Source organism: Pseudomonas sp. (assembly GCF_030690725.1).
GTDB lineage: Bacteria > Pseudomonadota > Gammaproteobacteria > Pseudomonadales > Pseudomonadaceae > Aquipseudomonas.
Genome location: NZ_JAUYGD010000015.1, coordinates 16,243 through 32,119 on the forward strand (window position 1 = coordinate 16,243; position 15,877 = coordinate 32,119).

17 protein-coding genes are annotated in these 15,877 nt (G+C 61.6%); 9 read left to right on the forward strand and 8 right to left on the reverse strand.

Annotated features, from left to right (window positions below; all coding sequences use genetic code 11):
* Nucleotides 1-36 precede the first annotated feature (36 nt).
* The 3 genes from Q8O69_RS03465 to recX all read left to right on the forward strand — a co-directional run bounded on the left by Q8O69_RS03465 (nucleotide 37) and on the right by recX (nucleotide 2,159).
* Nucleotides 37-549, forward strand: a complete 513-nt coding sequence (locus Q8O69_RS03465) for a CinA family protein (RefSeq protein ID WP_305589580.1) — start codon at nucleotides 37-39, stop codon at nucleotides 547-549.
* A 90-nt stretch (nucleotides 550-639) separates the two neighbouring features.
* Nucleotides 640-1,683 carry a recombinase RecA gene (gene recA / locus Q8O69_RS03470; RefSeq protein WP_090248343.1) on the forward strand — a complete coding sequence of 348 codons (1,044 nt, stop codon included), beginning with the start codon at nucleotides 640-642 and terminating at the stop codon, nucleotides 1,681-1,683.
* An 11-nt stretch (nucleotides 1,684-1,694) separates the two neighbouring features.
* Entirely contained in the window at nucleotides 1,695-2,159 is a 465-nt protein-coding gene (recX, locus tag Q8O69_RS03475; RefSeq protein WP_305589582.1) for a recombination regulator RecX, read from the forward strand.
* A 199-nt stretch (nucleotides 2,160-2,358) separates the two neighbouring features.
* On the opposite strand, the gene Q8O69_RS03480 is transcribed toward recX, so the two are convergent.
* On the reverse strand, nucleotides 2,359-3,438 hold the full coding sequence (locus Q8O69_RS03480; protein ID WP_305589584.1) for an LOG family protein: 1,080 nt from the start codon (nucleotides 3,436-3,438) through the stop codon (nucleotides 2,359-2,361).
* 132 nt (nucleotides 3,439-3,570) lie between these two features.
* Nucleotides 3,571-4,974, reverse strand: coding sequence for an MBL fold metallo-hydrolase RNA specificity domain-containing protein (locus Q8O69_RS03485; protein ID WP_305589586.1), 1,404 nt, complete (start codon nucleotides 4,972-4,974; stop codon nucleotides 3,571-3,573).
* Nucleotides 4,975-5,103: 129 nt separating this feature from the next.
* Between Q8O69_RS03485 and Q8O69_RS03490 the strand changes: the two genes are divergently transcribed.
* Together Q8O69_RS03490 and Q8O69_RS03495 are read left to right on the forward strand one after the other, a co-directional pair.
* Nucleotides 5,104-7,506, forward strand: a complete 2,403-nt coding sequence (locus Q8O69_RS03490) for a xylulose 5-phosphate 3-epimerase (protein WP_305589588.1) — start codon at nucleotides 5,104-5,106, stop codon at nucleotides 7,504-7,506.
* A 35-nt stretch (nucleotides 7,507-7,541) separates the two neighbouring features.
* Nucleotides 7,542-7,742: a hypothetical protein gene (locus tag Q8O69_RS03495; protein ID WP_160015662.1), complete on the forward strand. Its 201-nt coding sequence runs from the start codon at nucleotides 7,542-7,544 to the stop codon at nucleotides 7,740-7,742.
* Nucleotides 7,743-7,745: 3 nt separating this feature from the next.
* Here the strand turns inward: Q8O69_RS03495 and Q8O69_RS03500 are convergent, their stop codons facing one another.
* Entirely contained in the window at nucleotides 7,746-8,144 is a 399-nt protein-coding gene (locus Q8O69_RS03500) for a quorum-sensing-regulated virulence factor family protein (protein ID WP_305589590.1), read from the reverse strand.
* 218 nt (nucleotides 8,145-8,362) lie between these two features.
* Between Q8O69_RS03500 and Q8O69_RS03505 the strand changes: the two genes are divergently transcribed.
* Nucleotides 8,363-9,073 carry a tRNA-uridine aminocarboxypropyltransferase gene (locus tag Q8O69_RS03505; protein ID WP_305589593.1) on the forward strand — a complete coding sequence of 237 codons (711 nt, stop codon included), beginning with the start codon at nucleotides 8,363-8,365 and terminating at the stop codon, nucleotides 9,071-9,073.
* 3 nt (nucleotides 9,074-9,076) lie between these two features.
* Here Q8O69_RS03505 and Q8O69_RS03510 read toward each other — a convergent pair whose 3' ends face one another.
* Entirely contained in the window at nucleotides 9,077-9,964 is an 888-nt protein-coding gene (locus Q8O69_RS03510) for a DMT family transporter (protein ID WP_305589595.1), read from the reverse strand.
* A gap of 199 nt (nucleotides 9,965-10,163) precedes the next feature.
* On the opposite strand from Q8O69_RS03510, the gene erdR reads away from it, so the two are divergent.
* The gene (gene erdR / locus Q8O69_RS03515; protein ID WP_275961219.1) at nucleotides 10,164-10,814 is read left to right on the forward strand and encodes a response regulator transcription factor ErdR; all 651 of its coding nucleotides are present in this window, start codon (nucleotides 10,164-10,166) and stop codon (nucleotides 10,812-10,814) included.
* A gap of 58 nt (nucleotides 10,815-10,872) precedes the next feature.
* A complete protein-coding gene (locus Q8O69_RS03520; protein ID WP_305589598.1) occupies nucleotides 10,873-11,238 on the forward strand; it encodes a diacylglycerol kinase in 366 nt (121 codons plus the stop codon).
* Nucleotides 11,239-11,248: 10 nt separating this feature from the next.
* Here the strand turns inward: Q8O69_RS03520 and Q8O69_RS03525 are convergent, their stop codons facing one another.
* The gene (locus Q8O69_RS03525) at nucleotides 11,249-12,175 is read right to left on the reverse strand and encodes a LysR family transcriptional regulator (RefSeq protein ID WP_275961221.1); all 927 of its coding nucleotides are present in this window, start codon (nucleotides 12,173-12,175) and stop codon (nucleotides 11,249-11,251) included.
* Nucleotides 12,176-12,299: 124 nt separating this feature from the next.
* Here Q8O69_RS03525 and fpr point away from each other — a divergent pair, with 124 nt between their 5' ends.
* On the forward strand, nucleotides 12,300-13,079 hold the full coding sequence (fpr, locus tag Q8O69_RS03530) for a ferredoxin-NADP reductase (RefSeq protein WP_305589601.1): 780 nt from the start codon (nucleotides 12,300-12,302) through the stop codon (nucleotides 13,077-13,079).
* 49 nt (nucleotides 13,080-13,128) lie between these two features.
* On the opposite strand, the gene Q8O69_RS03535 is transcribed toward fpr, so the two are convergent.
* The 3 genes from Q8O69_RS03535 to tsaA form a co-directional block, all read right to left on the reverse strand.
* Nucleotides 13,129-14,463, reverse strand: coding sequence for a GGDEF domain-containing protein (locus Q8O69_RS03535; protein WP_305589603.1), 1,335 nt, complete (start codon nucleotides 14,461-14,463; stop codon nucleotides 13,129-13,131).
* 206 nt (nucleotides 14,464-14,669) lie between these two features.
* A complete protein-coding gene (locus Q8O69_RS03540) occupies nucleotides 14,670-15,083 on the reverse strand; it encodes a VOC family protein (RefSeq protein WP_305589605.1) in 414 nt (137 codons plus the stop codon).
* Nucleotides 15,084-15,176: 93 nt separating this feature from the next.
* On the reverse strand, nucleotides 15,177-15,872 hold the full coding sequence (tsaA, locus tag Q8O69_RS03545) for a tRNA (N6-threonylcarbamoyladenosine(37)-N6)-methyltransferase TrmO (RefSeq protein WP_305589607.1): 696 nt from the start codon (nucleotides 15,870-15,872) through the stop codon (nucleotides 15,177-15,179).
* Nucleotides 15,873-15,877: the final 5 nt, after the last annotated feature.

Genomic DNA, 15,877 nt, shown 5'->3' on the forward strand with positions numbered 1-15,877 from the left:
GGTATCGGCCTGGCTGGCTTTAACCCCGGAGTGCAGATGACTGCTAATGAATATGCCCTGACCCAACTGGCTGCCGAGCTGGGCGCACAATTACTTGCCGCCAAGGCCCAGGTGGCCACCGCCGAATCCTGCACCGGCGGCGGTATTGCCGAGGCGATAACGCGGATTCCCGGTAGCTCTGCCTGGTTTGAAGCCGGTTATGTCACTTACTCCAATGCGCAGAAGACCAAACAGCTATATGTGTCCGAGGCGCTGTTCACTACTGTTGGGGCGGTGAGCCAGGAGGTGGTCGAGGCCATGGTGCGAGGGGCGCAGGTTAATAGTGGCGCGCGCCTTGCGGTGGCGGTCAGCGGTGTGGCGGGGCCGGATGGCGGCTCTGCGGAGAAGCCGGTGGGCACGGTCTGGCTGGCTTGGGGCGATGGTGAGCAGTTATTCAGCGTGCGTCGGCAGTTTGCCGGGGACCGCAGCGAAGTTCGCCGACAAACGGTCGAGGCCGCACTGGCTGGGCTGTTGCGCCTACTTGCGCAAGAAAATCCAAACGCGGGGTAGGCGGGCGACTTGCCCTGTGGAATAATACTGTCTACTTATACAGTTGTTGGTGGCCGCTAGCTGGCCCTTCTTGATTACGTGAGGACTTAAATGGACGAGAATAAGAAGCGCGCCTTGGCGGCAGCCCTGGGCCAGATTGAAAAGCAATTCGGCAAGGGTGCGGTGATGCGCATGGGCGATCATGATCGTCAGGCGATCCCTGCTATCTCCACCGGTTCGCTGGGTCTGGATATCGCGCTGGGCATTGGCGGTCTGCCGAAAGGCCGAATCGTTGAAATCTACGGCCCTGAGTCTTCCGGTAAAACCACCCTGACCCTGTCGGTGATCGCCGAAGCACAGAAGCTTGGTGCTACCTGCGCCTTCGTCGATGCCGAGCATGCGCTCGATCCTGAATACGCTGGCAAGCTGGGCGTCAACGTCGACGACCTGCTGGTCTCGCAGCCGGATACCGGCGAGCAGGCCCTGGAAATCACCGACATGCTGGTGCGCTCCAACGCCATCGACGTAATCGTGATTGACTCCGTGGCGGCCCTGGTGCCGAAGGCGGAAATCGAAGGCGAAATGGGCGATATGCACGTTGGCCTGCAGGCACGCCTGATGAGCCAGGCGCTGCGCAAAATCACCGGCAACATCAAGAACGCCAACTGCCTGGTTATTTTTATCAACCAGATCCGCATGAAGATCGGTGTGATGTTCGGCAGCCCGGAAACCACCACCGGTGGTAACGCCCTGAAGTTCTACGCCTCGGTTCGTCTGGACATCCGCCGTACTGGCGCGGTGAAGGAGGGCGACGAAGTGGTTGGCAGCGAAACCCGCGTCAAGGTCGTGAAGAACAAAGTCGCGCCGCCGTTCCGTCAGGCCGAGTTCCAGATTCTTTACGGCAAGGGCATCTACCGTAACGGTGAGATTATCGACCTCGGTGTGCAGCTCGGTTTGCTGGAAAAATCCGGCGCCTGGTACAGCTACCAGGGCAACAAGATCGGTCAGGGCAAGGCCAACTCGGCCAAGTACCTGGAAGACAACCCGGAAGTGGCACGCACCATTGAAGGCTTGATCCGTGAGAAGTTGCTGGTGGTTAGCCCGACGGTCAAGGCCAACTCCACGGCCGATGACCTGGCTGACGCCGACGCCTGATTTGCCTGCCTATGTCCATTGCTCTGGATAACCCCGTCGCGGTGCGGCGGGCGGCCATGGATCTGCTGGCCCGGCGTGAACATGGTCGGGTCGAGTTGGCCCGCAAGTTACGCAGTCGTGGGGCGGCAGATGAGTTGATCGAAGCCGCTCTCGATCGTCTGGCAGAAGAAGGCCTGCTATCTGAAGCGCGTTATCTGGAGGCCTTTGTCAGCTACCGCGCGCGTTCCGGCTATGGGCCGCTGCGTATTCGTGAAGAGTTGACCCAGCGTGGCCTGGCTCGCGGCGATGTCGAACAAGCCTTGCGCGACAGTGGTATCGACTGGCGTGAACACCTGCAGGAAACCTGGCAACGCAAGTTTGCCGGTGAGCTGCCCCGTGATGCCCGTGAGCGTGCCCAGCAGGGGCGCTTTCTCAGTTATCGGGGTTATCCGCCTGAGCTGATCGGGCGGCTGCTGCGCGGTGCGCTGGACGATTAAGCCGAAGCCCGCGGTTCGCTGACCAGTTTGTATCGACTCCCTCCATTCTCCCCGTTACCTACTTCCACCCACCGATGTTGCTGCAGTAGGGGAAGCAAATGCTTCCCGTACTGAAATGCGTGTGGTTGATCTTTTCCTGTTAACCAACTGAGTCGAGATTGCCGATAACCCGCAAGCAGGCTATCGGCTGGGCGGCAGCTCAGGCGTTTTCCGCCCAGTTGTGCGGCTGATTGACCAGGTCCAGAAGTTCGCGCAAGCGGCCGTGGTTGCGGCCGTTAAAGGCGAAAGCCAGGCGCGTCATATGGCACAGCTCCGGCTCGTCCTGTTCGGAGTCGCAGCGCGCTTGCTGCTGGAAGTCGCCGTGCGTGCACAGGTCGTGGAATTCATTATTTAGCTGCTGCATTGCCGCCTCGTTCAGCGCATGGTTGAGGCGGATCACGTAGCGCTCCTTGAGCCAGCGGCTGGAGTGGTAATTGCGGTAGAACTGGGCGATTTCCTCGGCGGCCTCTTCGGCGCTGTGTACCAGGCGCATCAGGCGCATATCGCTGGGCAGGATATAGCCGTTGTCTTGCAGCTGTTCCTGCAAAAACGTCAGGGCGCTGGTCCAGAAAGTACCGCCAGGCTGGTCGAGCAGCACTACGGGTACCAGTGGGCTTTTCCCGGTCTGGATCAGGGTCAGCACTTCCAACGCTTCGTCCAGGGTGCCGAAACCACCTGGGCAGAGCACCAGGCCGTCGGCTTCCTTGACGAAGAACAGTTTGCGCAGAAAGAAGAAGTGGAACGACAGCAGGTTGTTGCTGCCTTGCACGGTGGCATTGGCGCCTTGCTCGAAGGGCAGGGTGATATTGAAGCCCAGGCTGTTTTCCAGGCCGGCACCTTCATGTGCGGCCGCCATAATGCCGCCACCGGCACCGGTAATGACCATCAGGTTGTGTTTGGCCAGGGTCGCACCGAGGTCGCGGGCCAGGCGGTAAACCGGGTGGCTGGCCGGGGTGCGTGCCGAGCCGAAGACGGTGACCTTGCGCCGCCGTTTGAACTGCTCCAGCGTGCTGAAGGCATGCTCCATTTCGCGCAGGGTCTGCAGCATGATCTTGGCATCCCAGCGGTTGCGGTCGGCTTGCGCCATACGCACAACCGTGCCGAGCATGGCCTGGTAGAGCTTGGTGTTGGGGCTGTCGGGCGGTGCGGCGAGGATGCCCAGTTCTTCCACTTTGCGGGTCAGATCGACGCCGCTGGTTTGAAAATGCCGAGACAGAAAATCGTCCGATTCATCGGGCATACAACTTCTCCTTCTGGTTGCCGGCCGAGCAGCTTATTGCCGCGTAGGCCTTGTCCTGAGTATGGCTGCTGGCTGCCGGATTGTGCGGCGCATACTGCCGCGCAGTTACCGCCAGCCTATGCCATGACTGCATCAGAGGGCGATTTGTTCGCCAGGTTCAGGAATATTGGCGATCCAGTTCAGGCGTTCGCGCAAGGCCAGTTGCAGGGCCTGCATCTTCTCCAGTTCGCCATGCACCAGGTACAGCTCGGGGTGGTGCTCGAAGTGGCTGACCCAGTCGAGCAGCTGCGCTTGCCCGGCATGCGCGGAGAAGCCGCCGAGGGTATGCACCTTGGCTTTTACCGCAATGCGCTGGTGGAGGATTTTCACGTTCTGCGCGCCATCAACAATGCTGCGTCCGAGCGTGCCTTTGGCCTGGAAGCCCGGAAAGATCAGGTGGCAATTCTCGCGCCAGAGGTTGTGCTTGAAGTGATGGACAATGCGCCCACCGGTACACATGCCGCTGCCGGCGATGATGATCGCGCCGCTCTTGATCCGGTTGATCGCCATCGACTCTTCCACGCTGGGTGTACAGCGCAGGATCGGTAGCCAGTCTTCTATGCGTTTGCTGCCGCGGGCCTGAAAAGCGGCGCGGTCTTCGGCGGCAAACTGGTCCTGGAAGCGCGAGTAGATGGCATTGGCCCTTATGGCCATCGGACTGTCGAGAAACACCGCCTGTTGCGGCAAACGGCCTTGCTGATAGAAGCGCCCGAGGTAGTAGATCAGATCCTGGGTGCGGCCGACGGCGAAGGCGGGGATCAGCACGTTGCCGCCGTCGCGATGGGCCTGCTGCAGAATCTCCAGCAGTTCGTCCAGGGTGTCCTCACTGCAGCGGTGGTCGCGGTCGCCGTAGGTCGATTCCAGCAGCACCACATCGGCTTTGCTCAGCGTGCTGGGGTCTTGCATCAAAGGCGAGCAGGTATTGCCCAGATCGCCGGAGAACACCAGGCGGCGGGTCAGGTGATGGTCCTGCACTTCGAACTCAACAATCGCCGAGCCGAGGATATGCCCGGCATCGTGAAAGGTGACCTGCACACCTTTGGCCACTTCGCGGCTTTCGCCATAGATCATTGGCCGGCGTTGGCTCAGCGCCTGTTCGGCGTCGGCGGTTGTGTACAGCGGGCTGATTGGCGGCTTGCCCATCCGCGCGCGCCATTTGTTTTCCCACTCGGCGTCTTTCTCCTGAAGAAAGGCGGCGTCGAGCAGCATCAGCTCCATCAGTTCACAGGTTGCGTCGGTGGCAAAGATTGGTCCGCGATAGCCGGCTGCGGTGAGTTTTGGCAGCAGGCCGGTGTGGTCGATGTGCGAATGAGAAATCACCACGGCGTCCAGGCTGTGCGGGTCAAAGGCAAACGGCGCGCGGTTGCCATCTTCCTCTTCGCGGCGGCCCTGACGCATGCCGCAGTCGAGCAATACCCTTGCGCCATCACGGCTTTCGATCAGGTAACAGGAACCGGTGACTTGTTGAATCGCGCCGAGGAAATTGAGCAGGGCCATGGCTAATCCTTGAACACGTTGAATGAGTGGAGCTTAAGGCTGTCCTATCAAGCAACCGGGGGTTTTGATACAGGTCAGCATCTGCCTGTATCCCGCGCTCTAAGCTGTCTCAAATTATCGGAGCCGCATATGACCCAGTTATTCCCCAGCGCCAGCGAGTTGGCCGAGCATGCCCGCCTTGAGCCAACCTTCGCCGCCTGGCAGCGCGGCTATGGCCCTTTGCAGCACAGTCCGCAGACCTGCGCCGCGGTCTACCGTATGGCGCACCAGCTGGTGCAGGCGGGCGTGCAGGCGGATCTGCCGAGCGTCTACCGTCACTTTCACGCGCTGGATCGACTGACAGCTGCCGGGCTGTGGCTGGTAGTGCATATGACCTATGCCCAGCGCGTGCGCCTCGATGGCGTAGCGTTGGCCGCAGAGGACTTCAAGGTTTCGCCCGAAGGGCATACCGGCGGCGCGCTGAATATGGTGCCGGCCTACGCAGGTTACCTGGCGCTGAATAACCTGACCGGGGAAACCCGTGGCTGGTTGATGGGCCAGGGCCACTGTGTGGCGGCCATCGAGGCGCTCAACCTGCTGACGGCCAATCAGCATCCCGAACAAGCCGAACGTTACCCCTGCGACGAAGCCGGGATGAGTCAGCTGGTGGCGGACTTCTATAGCTATGTGCAGAACGCGGCCGGCCAGGTCAGCGCGCCGCTGGGCAGTCACGTTAATCCGCACACGGCTGGCGGGATTGCCGAAGGCGGTTATCTGGGCTTTGCCGAGCTGCAATATGCCCATCTGCCGTTACCCGGCGAGAAGCTGGTGGCCTTTCTCTCCGATGGCGCGGCCGAGGAGCAACGCGGCAGTGACTGGATGCCGCGCTGGTGGCGGGCTGAAGACTGCGGCGTGGCATTGCCATTGATGATCGCCAACGGCCGGCGCATCGAGCAGCGTACCGAGCTGGCGACGCCCGCCGGGTTGGAGAATTTTCGCGAGCACTTGCGCCATTGCGGCTTTGATCCTGTGAGTTTCGATGGCCGCGATCCGGCCGCCTTTGTCTGTGCGCTGTGGGATATGGAGCAGCGCCTGGGCCGTCGTGTGCAGGAGCTGCGTGATGGCGTGTTGAGTTATCCGCTGCCGATGCCCTATGGCATTGCCGAAACGCTCAAAGGCTTCGGCTTCTACGGCGCTGGCAGCAATGCTGCGCACAACCTGCCATTGCCGGCTAACCCGCATACCGATCGGGCTGCCCGCGAGCTGTTCAATCAGCATGCCGCGCAGCTCTGGGTGGCCCCGGATGAGCTGAGCGCGGCCTGCGCGCTGTTTGCGGATCGAGGTCCCCGCGCGCTGGAGCGAGATAACCCGTTGGCGCAGCGCCATCCAGCATTGCCAAAACTGCCCGAGCTGCAGTATCAGGACGGCGCCTGTTCGCCGATGCTGGCCCTGGACCACTTCTTTGTCGATCTGGTCCACGCCAACCCGCAGTTGCGCCCACGGGTCGGTAACCCCGATGAATTGGCCAGCAATCGTCTCGGTGGCGTGCTCAAGGCGCTCAAGCATCGGGTAACCGCGCCGGAGAGCGAGCTGGAAGCGCTGGATGGCGCCATTATCACCGCGCTCAACGAAGAAGCGGTGGTCTCCGCCTGCCTGGCCAACCAGGGCGGCCTGAATCTGGTGGCCAGCTACGAGGCCTTCTGCGTGAAGATGCTCGGCGCGGTGCGCCAGCGGATCATCTTTGCCCGGCAGCAGAAAGAGTCCGGGCGCCCGGCAGGCTGGCTCGGCTGGCCGCTGGTGGCTACGTCGCACACCTGGGAAAACGGCAAGAATCAGCAGTCACACCAGGACACCACCTTCTGCGAGGCCTTGCTCGGTGAGATGAGCGATATGGTGCGGGTGGTATTTCCGGCCGATCACAACTCGGTATTGGCGCTGCTGCCGGGCATCTATCAGGCGCGCGGCCAGATCGCCTGCATGGTGATTGCCAAGCGCGAGCGGCCTTGCGTATTTACCCGCGAACAGGCCGAGCAGCTGGCGCAGGATGGTGCCCTTGTGCTGGCCGAGCATCAAGGTGAGCAGCCCTTGCTGCTGATCGCCACCGGCAGTTATCAGTTGGCAGAAATGCAGCGCGCGGCCGTTTGTCTGAGCGCGGCCGGATGTGCCTGGCGTCTGGTTTACTTGCAAGAGCCGGGGCGTTTTCGTGCGGCCCGCGATACCTGGGAACAGGCGGTGATTGTCGATGCCGAGCGGGTTGAACGGTTATTCCCGGCTGCCAGCACAAAGCGTGTGCTGCTGACCCATATGCGTGCGGAAGTCGCCCGCGGGCATCTGTGGCCGCTGCTCGGTGATGCTCGACACAGTCGTGTGTTGGGCTACCGTAACCGGGGCGGCACCTTGGATGAAGCCGGCATGCTGTTCGCCAACCAGGCGAGCTGGGCGCATGTGCTGGAGGCCGCTGCCGAGTTGCTGGAAATACCGCTTGGCGAGTTGCTCAGTGCCGAGGAGCAAGCCGCCGTGCAAGGGTGGGGAGAACCACGCTGTCTGCGTTAGCAGGCGCAGTGTGTAGCGGGAAAGGAGGGGCAGGTATGCCTAAGTTGACCTTGGATCTTGATGTGGATTTGTACCGCCTGTTGCAGCAGGCCGCGCGCAACAACCAGATAAGTCTGGAAGAAGAGTGCTTGCAGCGGCTTGAAGGTGCGGCGCGGCGTTCGCGTTATATGCACGCGTTGCTGGCGGATTTGCGCGCCGATGATGAGCAAAGGCGCGCGCAGCAGGGTGGTGGTTGAGCCTTACAGGCCGCAATCTGCTTTGCTGAAACGCTCGGTGGTCACCGGGCGGTTGCTTTTGTATTCGCTGAATTCATAGCGCAGCGCCGCGCCGCGCACCAGCAGCTGGCGATAACCCGCATTGCGGCACACGCTGTTGGCCAGTTGCGCGCGCACTACATCCGGGTTGCCGCGCATCTGCGCCGCATGCTCGCTGCGCACGCTGAGGTGGTTGACCAGCTCGCTGCCATCCACGGTGTAGCCCTGATCGAGAATGTCTTCGTTGATTGCCCGTGGCGTGCCCACGCTGCTTTCGCGCGCGACTTTTTCCAGGGCCTTGCTCAGTTCAAAGTCTTTCAGGGTGGCGGCATGGGCAAACAGGGGCAGGCTCAAGGCCAGGGTCAGGCTGGTCAAACGCAGCATGGGGTTCTCCAAAGTCGATTCGCACCTTCTGACCGGCAGTGCCGGGCAGAGGTTCAGTGCCGGCTATCTTACTCGCCTGCCGACACTTACGCAGTTGCCATGGCAGGCGGCGCAAGACGCACGGTTGAATAAGCGGCGGCAGGCTTTGTTAGACTGCCGCGCTTGCTGACCCCTGGATGACCCATGCCGTTCCTTCTTATCTGTCAGGCGCACGCCTGATGAGCCATGCCGTCGCGCGTTTGCGGGCTGCGCGGATTGCCCGCAGTGCCAAACCTTTTCTTGCCCGTGGCAGCCGCTCGGTGCGTTGTGATGATTGCCGTCTGGTGATGAGCCACTGCCTGTGCGCTTGGCGCCCGCGCATTGCCGCGACCTCGGCGGTGTGTCTGCTGATGCACGATGTCGAGGCGCTCAAACCGAGCAATACCGGCTGGCTGGTTGCCGACGTGCTGGCCGATACCTCGGCATTCGGCTGGTCACGGGTTGAGGTGGATGCCGGCTTGCCTGCGTTGCTGCGTGACCCGCAGTGGCAGCCTTATCTGGTGTTCCCTGGCGAATATGTCGCCGCCGAACGGGTGGTCAACGAAGTGCAGCCAGCGCCGGGCAAGCGGCCGTTGTTCGTGCTGCTGGATGCCACCTGGAGCGAGGCGCGCAAGATGTTTCGCAAAAGCCCTTACCTCGACAGCCTGCCGGTGCTCAGCCTGCAGGCCGAGCAGCTGTCGCGCTACAAGCTACGCCGTTCCAAGCGCGACGATCACTTCTGCACCGCCGAAGTCGCCGCGCTGTGTCTGGAGCTGGCTGGCGACCAGCGCGCCGCCGATGGCTTGAATGCCTATCTGGATGTCTTCAGCCAGCACTACCTGGCCGCCAAGGCGCCACGCGCGGTGCCGCTGGATGATCCAATGCATGATCGCCTGCGCGAGTTTCTCTAGCGTCTAGTGGGGTAGTTTCTTTGGCCACAATTGCGCCAACAACATGCCTGCAAACATCAGCGCACAGCCAAAGTAGCCGCGCAGCTCCAACGATTCACCGAGCAGCCAGGCCCCGGCGATGGCGGCGAATACCGCCTCCAGCGAGAGGATGATCGCGGCGTGGGAGGCGATGGCGTCTTTCTGCGCCACCACCTGCAAGGTAAAGCCGATGGCCACGCCGAAGATGCCGCCGTAGAGAATCGCCGGCCCGGCGGCGATGATCGCTTGCAGTTGGATTTCCTCGAAGATCACCGCCAGCACCAGGCTGATCACCGCGCAGGTGATGAACTGCACCAGAGCCAGGCGCAGTGGGTCATGGCGACCGGCAAAGAAGCCCACCAGCAGCACATGCACACCCCAGACGAAAGCCCCGGCCAGTTGCAGCCAGTCACCGGAGGCCACGGTAAAGCCCTCGCCAACGCTGAGCAGGAACATGCCGACCACCGCCAGGCAGGCCCCCAGCCATATGCCCAGACCGGTCTTATGGCCGATAAACAGCCCCAGCAGCGGCACGATGATCACGTATAGCCCGGTGATAAAGCCGGAGTTGGTCACGCTGGTAAACAGCAGGCCAACTTGCTGCAGGTTGATCCCCAGGGCCAGCGCCAGGCCCATCAGCACGCCGCCACGCAGCAGCTGGCGGTTCAACGGCGCGACCGTCGCACTGCTGCTGCGACCTTCCAGCAGGCGCAGCACCGGCAGCAGAATCAGCGCCGCCAGGGCAAAGCGCAGGCCGCTATAGAGAAACGGACCGATGGAGTCCATGCCCAGGCGCTGGGCGACAAACGCCGAGCCCCAGATCATTGCGGTCAGCAGCATCAACAGGTCGGCGCGCAGGGCGTGGCTTCGCATTTCAGGCTCTCGTCGGCAAAGCTGCGAACTGTGCCGCAAAGCGTCGTGCTTGACCACCCCGTCAGTGCTGGGCATGCTTGGTCGCTTTTCTGCGTTTTCAGGCTTGGTTGCGCGGCAACCCTGCGGCCTGCACGCACTGTTCACCGTGCCCTGGACAGTACCCCTGGCGGGTATCCACATAACAAAAACAGGATTCACCATGGCCGCTTTTGAAATCCTTATTGCTGATGATCACCCCCTGTTTCGCAGTGCCTTGCAACAGGCGCTGACCCTGGGGTTGGGGCCGGATGTACGGCTGGTCGAAGCGGCCAGCATCGCCGAGCTGGAAGCCTGCCTGGCACAGAAGACCGACTGGGACCTGGTTCTGCTTGACCTCAATATGCCCGGCGCTTACGGTTTCTCCGGCCTGGTGTTGCTGCGCGGGCAGTACCCGCATATCCCGGTGGTAATGATCTCCGCCCAGGAAGAGCCGTCCATCGTCGCGCGTTCGCGGGAGTTCGGCGCCAGCGGCTTTATTCCCAAATCCAGCCCGCTGGAAACCATTCAGCAGGCGGTGCGTCTGGTGCTTGATGGCGAAGTCTGGTGGCCGCAGCAGACTCAGGAAGCGATTGCCCTGTCGGCTGAAGCCAAGGCCGCCAGTGCCGGCTTGGCCAGCCTGACGCCGCAGCAGTTCCGCGTGCTGACCATGGTCTGCGACGGTTTGCTGAACAAGCAGATTGCTTATGAGTTGAGCGTCTCCGAGGCCACGGTAAAGGCCCATGTCACGGCGATTTTCCGCAAGCTCGGGGTGCGCACTCGCACGCAGGCGGCGCTGCTGTTGCAGCAGCTGGAATCGATTCCGTCTAACTGAAGTGCTTTTCTCCCGGGCTTGGCGTAGCCTGCCGGGCTTTCTCGAAATGGTTGTAATGATGTCGCCATTCAAAGGCCAAACCGGCCTTAAACGTGTTCTCAATGCCACCGGTTATTCCCTGGCCGGCCTGCGCGCCGCCTTTACCGGTGAAGCCGCTTTTCGCCAACTGTTGCTGATCAACCTGGTGCTGGTGCCTGTGGCGTTTTACCTGGATGTCAGCCGCGTTGAGCGCGCCTTGATGGTTGCTGTGTGCCTGCTGGCGCTGATCGTCGAGCTGCTCAACTCGGCGGTGGAGGCGGCCATCGACCGCATCTCCCTGGAGCTGCATCCGCTATCGAAGAATGCCAAGGACATGGGCAGCGCCGCTCAGTTCATCGCCCTCAGCCTGATTGCCCTGGTGTGGGCGATTATCCTGCTCGGCTAATTCGCCGTTCTCAGGCGATAGTCGGCAGGACAATCTGATCGCTGCGCGTCACGCCGGCGGTCAGTGCGCGGCACAGTTCGATAAATTCACGCATGGCGGCGGTCTGGTACTTCTGTTTGTGCCAGATGAAGTAGAACTGCCGACGCAGATCCAGCTCGGGGGTTTCCACTGCCACCAGGCTGCCGCGGCGAAATGCATCACGCAGCGCCAGGCGGGAAATGCAGCCAATCCCCAGGCCTGACTCCACTGCACGTTTGATCGCCTCGGTGTGCTCCAGCTCCAGACGGATATTCAGGCTGCTGGGGTGATGACGCATGGCCTGGTCGAAGGTCAGGCGCGTACCGGAGCCTTGCTCACGCAGAATCCACGCCTCGCGCGTCAGTTCTTCCAGGCTCGCCTCACCGCGTTGCGCCAGCGCATGCTGCGGCGCACAGAACACCACCAACTCATCTTCAACCCAGGGCTGTACCTCGATATCCGGGTGCTGGCAGTCACCTTCGATCATGCCCATGTCCAGTTCATAGTGGGCAATCTGCTGTACCACGTAGGCGGTGTTATGCACCTGCAGCTTGACCCGGCATTCCGGATGGCGCTGCATAAAACTGCCGATCAGCAGGGTCGCCAGGTAGTTGCCGACCGTCAGGGTGGCGCCGACATTCAGTGAACCGTAACCACTCTTGCCACCCAGCAGGCGTTCGATTTCCTTAGCCTGGTCGAGCAGCGCCACCGCTTGTGGCAGCAACTGCAGGCCGAGGGCGTTGAGGCACAGGCGTTTACCGGCGCGGTCGAACAGCTGACAGTCGGACTGACGCTCCAGTTCGCTGAGTGAGGTGCTGGTGGCCGATTGCGACAGGGCCAGGGAATCGGCGGCGCGCGACACGCTTTCATGCTGGGCCACGGCGACGAAGACTTGCAGTTGTCTGAGAGTAAATCGCATATCTATATAACCGATAACCTATATCTTGATAATCAAGTTAACAGATATTCTGCCGCTCATTACAATGCCGTGCAAATGCGCACAGGCGCGCAGCTGATATTCCATTCATCGGAGCCCCCGGCACATGAGCAACCTTAACTCCGAGCGCATTCTCAGCGTTCATCACTGGAACGACACGCTGTTCAGCTTCAAGTGCACCCGTGATCCAGGTCTGCGCTTCGAGAATGGCCAGTTTGTGATGATCGGCCTGCAGCAGGACAACGGCCGTCCACTGATGCGCGCCTACTCGATCGCCAGCCCGAACTGGGAAGAGCATCTGGAGTTCTTCAGCATCAAGGTGCCTGATGGCCCGCTGACCTCGCAGCTGCAGCACCTCAAGGAAGGCGACGAGGTGATTATCAGCAAGAAGCCCACCGGTACCCTGGTGCTGGATGATCTCAAACCCGGCAAGCACCTGTATCTGCTCAGCACCGGCTCTGGCCTGGCGCCGTTTATGAGCGTGTTTCAGTACCCGGAAACCTACGAGCGCTTCGAGAAGGTGATTCTGGTTCACGGCGTGCGTTATGTGAACGAAGTGGCCTACCGCGAATTCATCACCGAGCACCTGCCGCAGAATGAATTCTTCGGCGATGCGCTGAAGGACAAGCTGATCTACTACCCGACAGTGACCCGCGAACCGTTCGAGAACCAGGGCCGTCTGACCGATCTGATGCGCAGCGGCAAGCTGTTCGAGGACATCGGCCTGCCGCCGATCAATCCGCAGGATGACCGCGCGATGATCTGCGGCAGCCCGAGCATGCTTGATGAAACCAGCGAAGTGCTCAACGAGTTCGGCCTGCAGATCTCCCCGCGTATGCGCGAGCCAGGTGATTATCTGATCGAGCGCGCCTTCGTCGAGAAGTAAGCCTGCCGTAATAAAAAGCCCGCCGATTGGCGGGCTTTTTTATGCGCGCTTATTCCAGCTCAAGGGCGCTGTGCGCGCGGTTACCGCCTTTCTGCTTGGCGCGGTACATGGCGTTGTCGGCATGCTGCAGCAACTGCTGGGCATCCTGGGCGTGCTGTGGATACAGGGCGATGCCGATGCTCGGCAGGATGGTCTGGCTCTGCCCGCACAGCTCGAAGGGTTGATTGAGGCTCTGGCGGATTTTCTCCGCCACTACGCTGGCGTGGTCGGCCGAGTGGAAGTCTTCCAGCAGCACAACGAATTCATCACCGGCAAAGCGCGCCACGGTATCGGCCTCGCGCAGGCACAGTTGGATACGCTGGGCGACGCCTTGCAGCAGCTGATCGCCTGCGGCATGGCCGAGGTTGTCATTGACCTGCTTGAACTTGTCCAGATCGAGAAACAGCAGCGCCACCTGCGATTGCTCGCGGCGCGCGCGGGCCAAGGCCGTATGTAGGCGGTCGCGCAGCAGTTCGCGGTTGGGCAGTTGGGTGAGCTGGTCGTACTGCGCCATAAACTGCAGGCGGCTGAGCATCTGCTGACGCTCGATAGCGGTGGCCACCTGGGTCGAGACAAATTGCAGCAGCTCCTGATCACGCTCGCTGTAGCGTGTGGAGGCGCTGCTTTGCACCAGCAGCGCGCCGATAATTCCACGGTGCGAGCGCAGCGGTACGCCGAGCCAGCTATGTGGCGTTGCAGTTTGTGCCTGGCCGGCGTTGGGCAGCAGCAAGGTGTTGCCGCTGCGAATCACCTGCGCGCTCAGCGTGGTGGCATTCAGTGGCGTATCGGCAGTCGTTGCCGGCGGTTGTTCGGCGGGGTAGGGGAAGCTCAGCTCGTCGTTCTGCTCATCGTACAGCGCCACGGAAAAGCTGATGGTCGGCAACAGTTCGCCAATGATCTGGTGCACCTGCTGAAACAGCCCGAGCAGGTCCTTGGCCGAATGGGCCGCTTCGGAAATACCGTATAACGCGGTCTGCAGGGCTTCGCTGCGTTTACGCTCGGTGATGTCGTGGGCGACGGCGATGCGCACCTGATCATCCTCGGACCAGCGCGCGGACCAGAGGATATGCACGGTGCTGCCATCCTTGCGCAGGTAGCGGTTCTCGAAGTTCGGTTTATGCTCGCCGGCCATCACTTCCTTGGCGGCCTGCAGGGTTTTCGCGCGGTCTTCGGGATGCACCATTTCGATCATCACTTGGCCGATCATCTCGTCTGCGCTGTAGCCGAAAATGCGCTGGCAGGCGGCGCTGACAAAAACGAAGCGTCCGCGTTTGTCGACCACGCAGATGGCGTCGAGCAGCAGATCGACAAGGTTCTCGGTCGGCGCGTAGGTGCTGGCTTTCATACACTCACAGTACGTCGGTGCGTGGTGGTAGATGGGGCGGTTACTGGCGATTTGGCAGTATGGCCCTTGCGATCACCATACCTGCAAGGCGCCGAACAGTGAACGCCTGTTTGCCGCCTGCGGGTTTTGCCAAGTGCTGATGCGGTTGTCTCTGCGCCCGGCATCTGCTCAGTGTAGATGCCCTGCGTCGACCGAGCGCTGCGCAGCTATTGCGCGTGGCTGAAGCGCTGCCCGGAGACGGCCGGATGGTAGATTGGCTGCACCTTGTTACCGGCGGGGTCGAGCAAGTGGAAGCTGTGCGCACCGTCGCCATGGGCGAAGGGGCGGTCCAGCAGGGTCACGCCCTGTGCCTTGAAGTAGGCGTACCAGGCGTGCAGCTCGTCGATGCTGTCGACGATAAAGCCGTAGTGATCCACCGCCTGCTCGCCGCTGCTGGGCACAGAAGCGCGACCCAGGGACAGGTTGTCGTTACCGCAGGTCAGGTAGACCAGGTCTGGATTGGCGCGGTGCAGCACCTGCATGCCGAGAATATCCACGTAGAAGCGTTCGCAGGCTTCCAGGTTAGGGACCAGCAGGGCGATATGGCGCAAGCCATTAAGGCGACCGGGGCGTTCTAGCATGGTGAACATCCTATTTTGTATACATTTATATGGTAAATATAAGACAAAATAGTTGCTTGGCCTATCTGCGCGAACGAGGTGAGGCGAACTAGATCAGTCGGCGGGCACGACTTCCAGCACGCAAATGCTGCCAGGCTGCGGGTAGTGCCAGTGCACATCGACATCCCAGAAGCACGCGCCATAGCGGCGCTCCGGGCTGGGCTGCTGGTAGGCCGGGCGTGGGTCCTGGGCCAGGCACTGCTCGATCAACGCGACCAGCGGTTCATTCAGGCGCTGCCCATGTTCGGTTGCCTCGATCAGTGCGCTGTCCTGCCAGCTGACGTCGATCAGCGCCGGCGCGCTGTCGGCGATGCGGTTGTAGGCTCCGGCGACGCTGTCGGCGTACGGCACGTAGGGTTTGATATCCAGCACCGGGGTGCCGTCGAGCAGGTCGATACCGGACAGCCAGAGCTTGCCGGCTTCGACCTTGTCCAGTTTGACCACCGACTGGCCGATGCCATTGGGCCGGTGGGTGGCGCGGGTACTGAATACACCGACCGATTGATTGCCGCCCAGGCGCGGTGGGCGCACCTTCAGGCGCGGCTTGTCTTCCAGCGCCTGGTGAAACAGAAACAGCAGCCAGACATGGCTGGCCTGCTCCAATCCCTGCACTGCATCGCCGTTATCGAAGGGCGCGACCAGCTCCAGTACGCCACGGGCCGCCGGGGCCAATTGCGGCTGACGGGGAATGGCGAACTTCTCCTTGAAGCAGGAGCGGACAAAACCGATGGGGGAAACGGAGTAGGGCATGGCGG

Excerpts from the sequence above, each read along its gene's own strand:
- Q8O69_RS03505 (WP_305589593.1), top strand. The coding sequence starts at position 8,363 with ATGAGCCATGCCGTCGCGCGTTTGCGGGCTGCGCGGATTGCCCGCAGT.
- erdR (WP_275961219.1), top strand. The coding sequence starts at position 10,164 with ATGGCCGCTTTTGAAATCCTTATTGCTGATGATCACCCCCTGTTTCGC.
- Q8O69_RS03490 (WP_305589588.1), top strand. The coding sequence starts at position 5,104 with ATGACCCAGTTATTCCCCAGCGCCAGCGAGTTGGCCGAGCATGCCCGC.
- recA (WP_090248343.1), top strand. The coding sequence starts at position 640 with ATGGACGAGAATAAGAAGCGCGCCTTGGCGGCAGCCCTGGGCCAGATT.
- fpr (WP_305589601.1), top strand. The coding sequence starts at position 12,300 with ATGAGCAACCTTAACTCCGAGCGCATTCTCAGCGTTCATCACTGGAAC.
- Q8O69_RS03500 (WP_305589590.1), bottom strand. The coding sequence starts at position 8,144 with ATGCTGCGTTTGACCAGCCTGACCCTGGCCTTGAGCCTGCCCCTGTTT.
- Q8O69_RS03520 (WP_305589598.1), top strand. The coding sequence starts at position 10,873 with ATGTCGCCATTCAAAGGCCAAACCGGCCTTAAACGTGTTCTCAATGCC.
- Q8O69_RS03465 (WP_305589580.1), top strand. The coding sequence starts at position 37 with ATGACTGCTAATGAATATGCCCTGACCCAACTGGCTGCCGAGCTGGGC.
- Q8O69_RS03495 (WP_160015662.1), top strand. The coding sequence starts at position 7,542 with ATGCCTAAGTTGACCTTGGATCTTGATGTGGATTTGTACCGCCTGTTG.
- Q8O69_RS03485 (WP_305589586.1), bottom strand. The coding sequence starts at position 4,974 with ATGGCCCTGCTCAATTTCCTCGGCGCGATTCAACAAGTCACCGGTTCC.
- Q8O69_RS03510 (WP_305589595.1), bottom strand. The coding sequence starts at position 9,964 with ATGCGAAGCCACGCCCTGCGCGCCGACCTGTTGATGCTGCTGACCGCA.
- Q8O69_RS03525 (WP_275961221.1), bottom strand. The coding sequence starts at position 12,175 with ATGCGATTTACTCTCAGACAACTGCAAGTCTTCGTCGCCGTGGCCCAG.
- Q8O69_RS03535 (WP_305589603.1), bottom strand. The coding sequence starts at position 14,463 with ATGAAAGCCAGCACCTACGCGCCGACCGAGAACCTTGTCGATCTGCTG.
- recX (WP_305589582.1), top strand. The coding sequence starts at position 1,695 with ATGTCCATTGCTCTGGATAACCCCGTCGCGGTGCGGCGGGCGGCCATG.
- Q8O69_RS03540 (WP_305589605.1), bottom strand. The coding sequence starts at position 15,083 with ATGCTAGAACGCCCCGGTCGCCTTAATGGCTTGCGCCATATCGCCCTG.
- Q8O69_RS03480 (WP_305589584.1), bottom strand. The coding sequence starts at position 3,438 with ATGCCCGATGAATCGGACGATTTTCTGTCTCGGCATTTTCAAACCAGC.
- tsaA (WP_305589607.1), bottom strand. The coding sequence starts at position 15,872 with ATGCCCTACTCCGTTTCCCCCATCGGTTTTGTCCGCTCCTGCTTCAAG.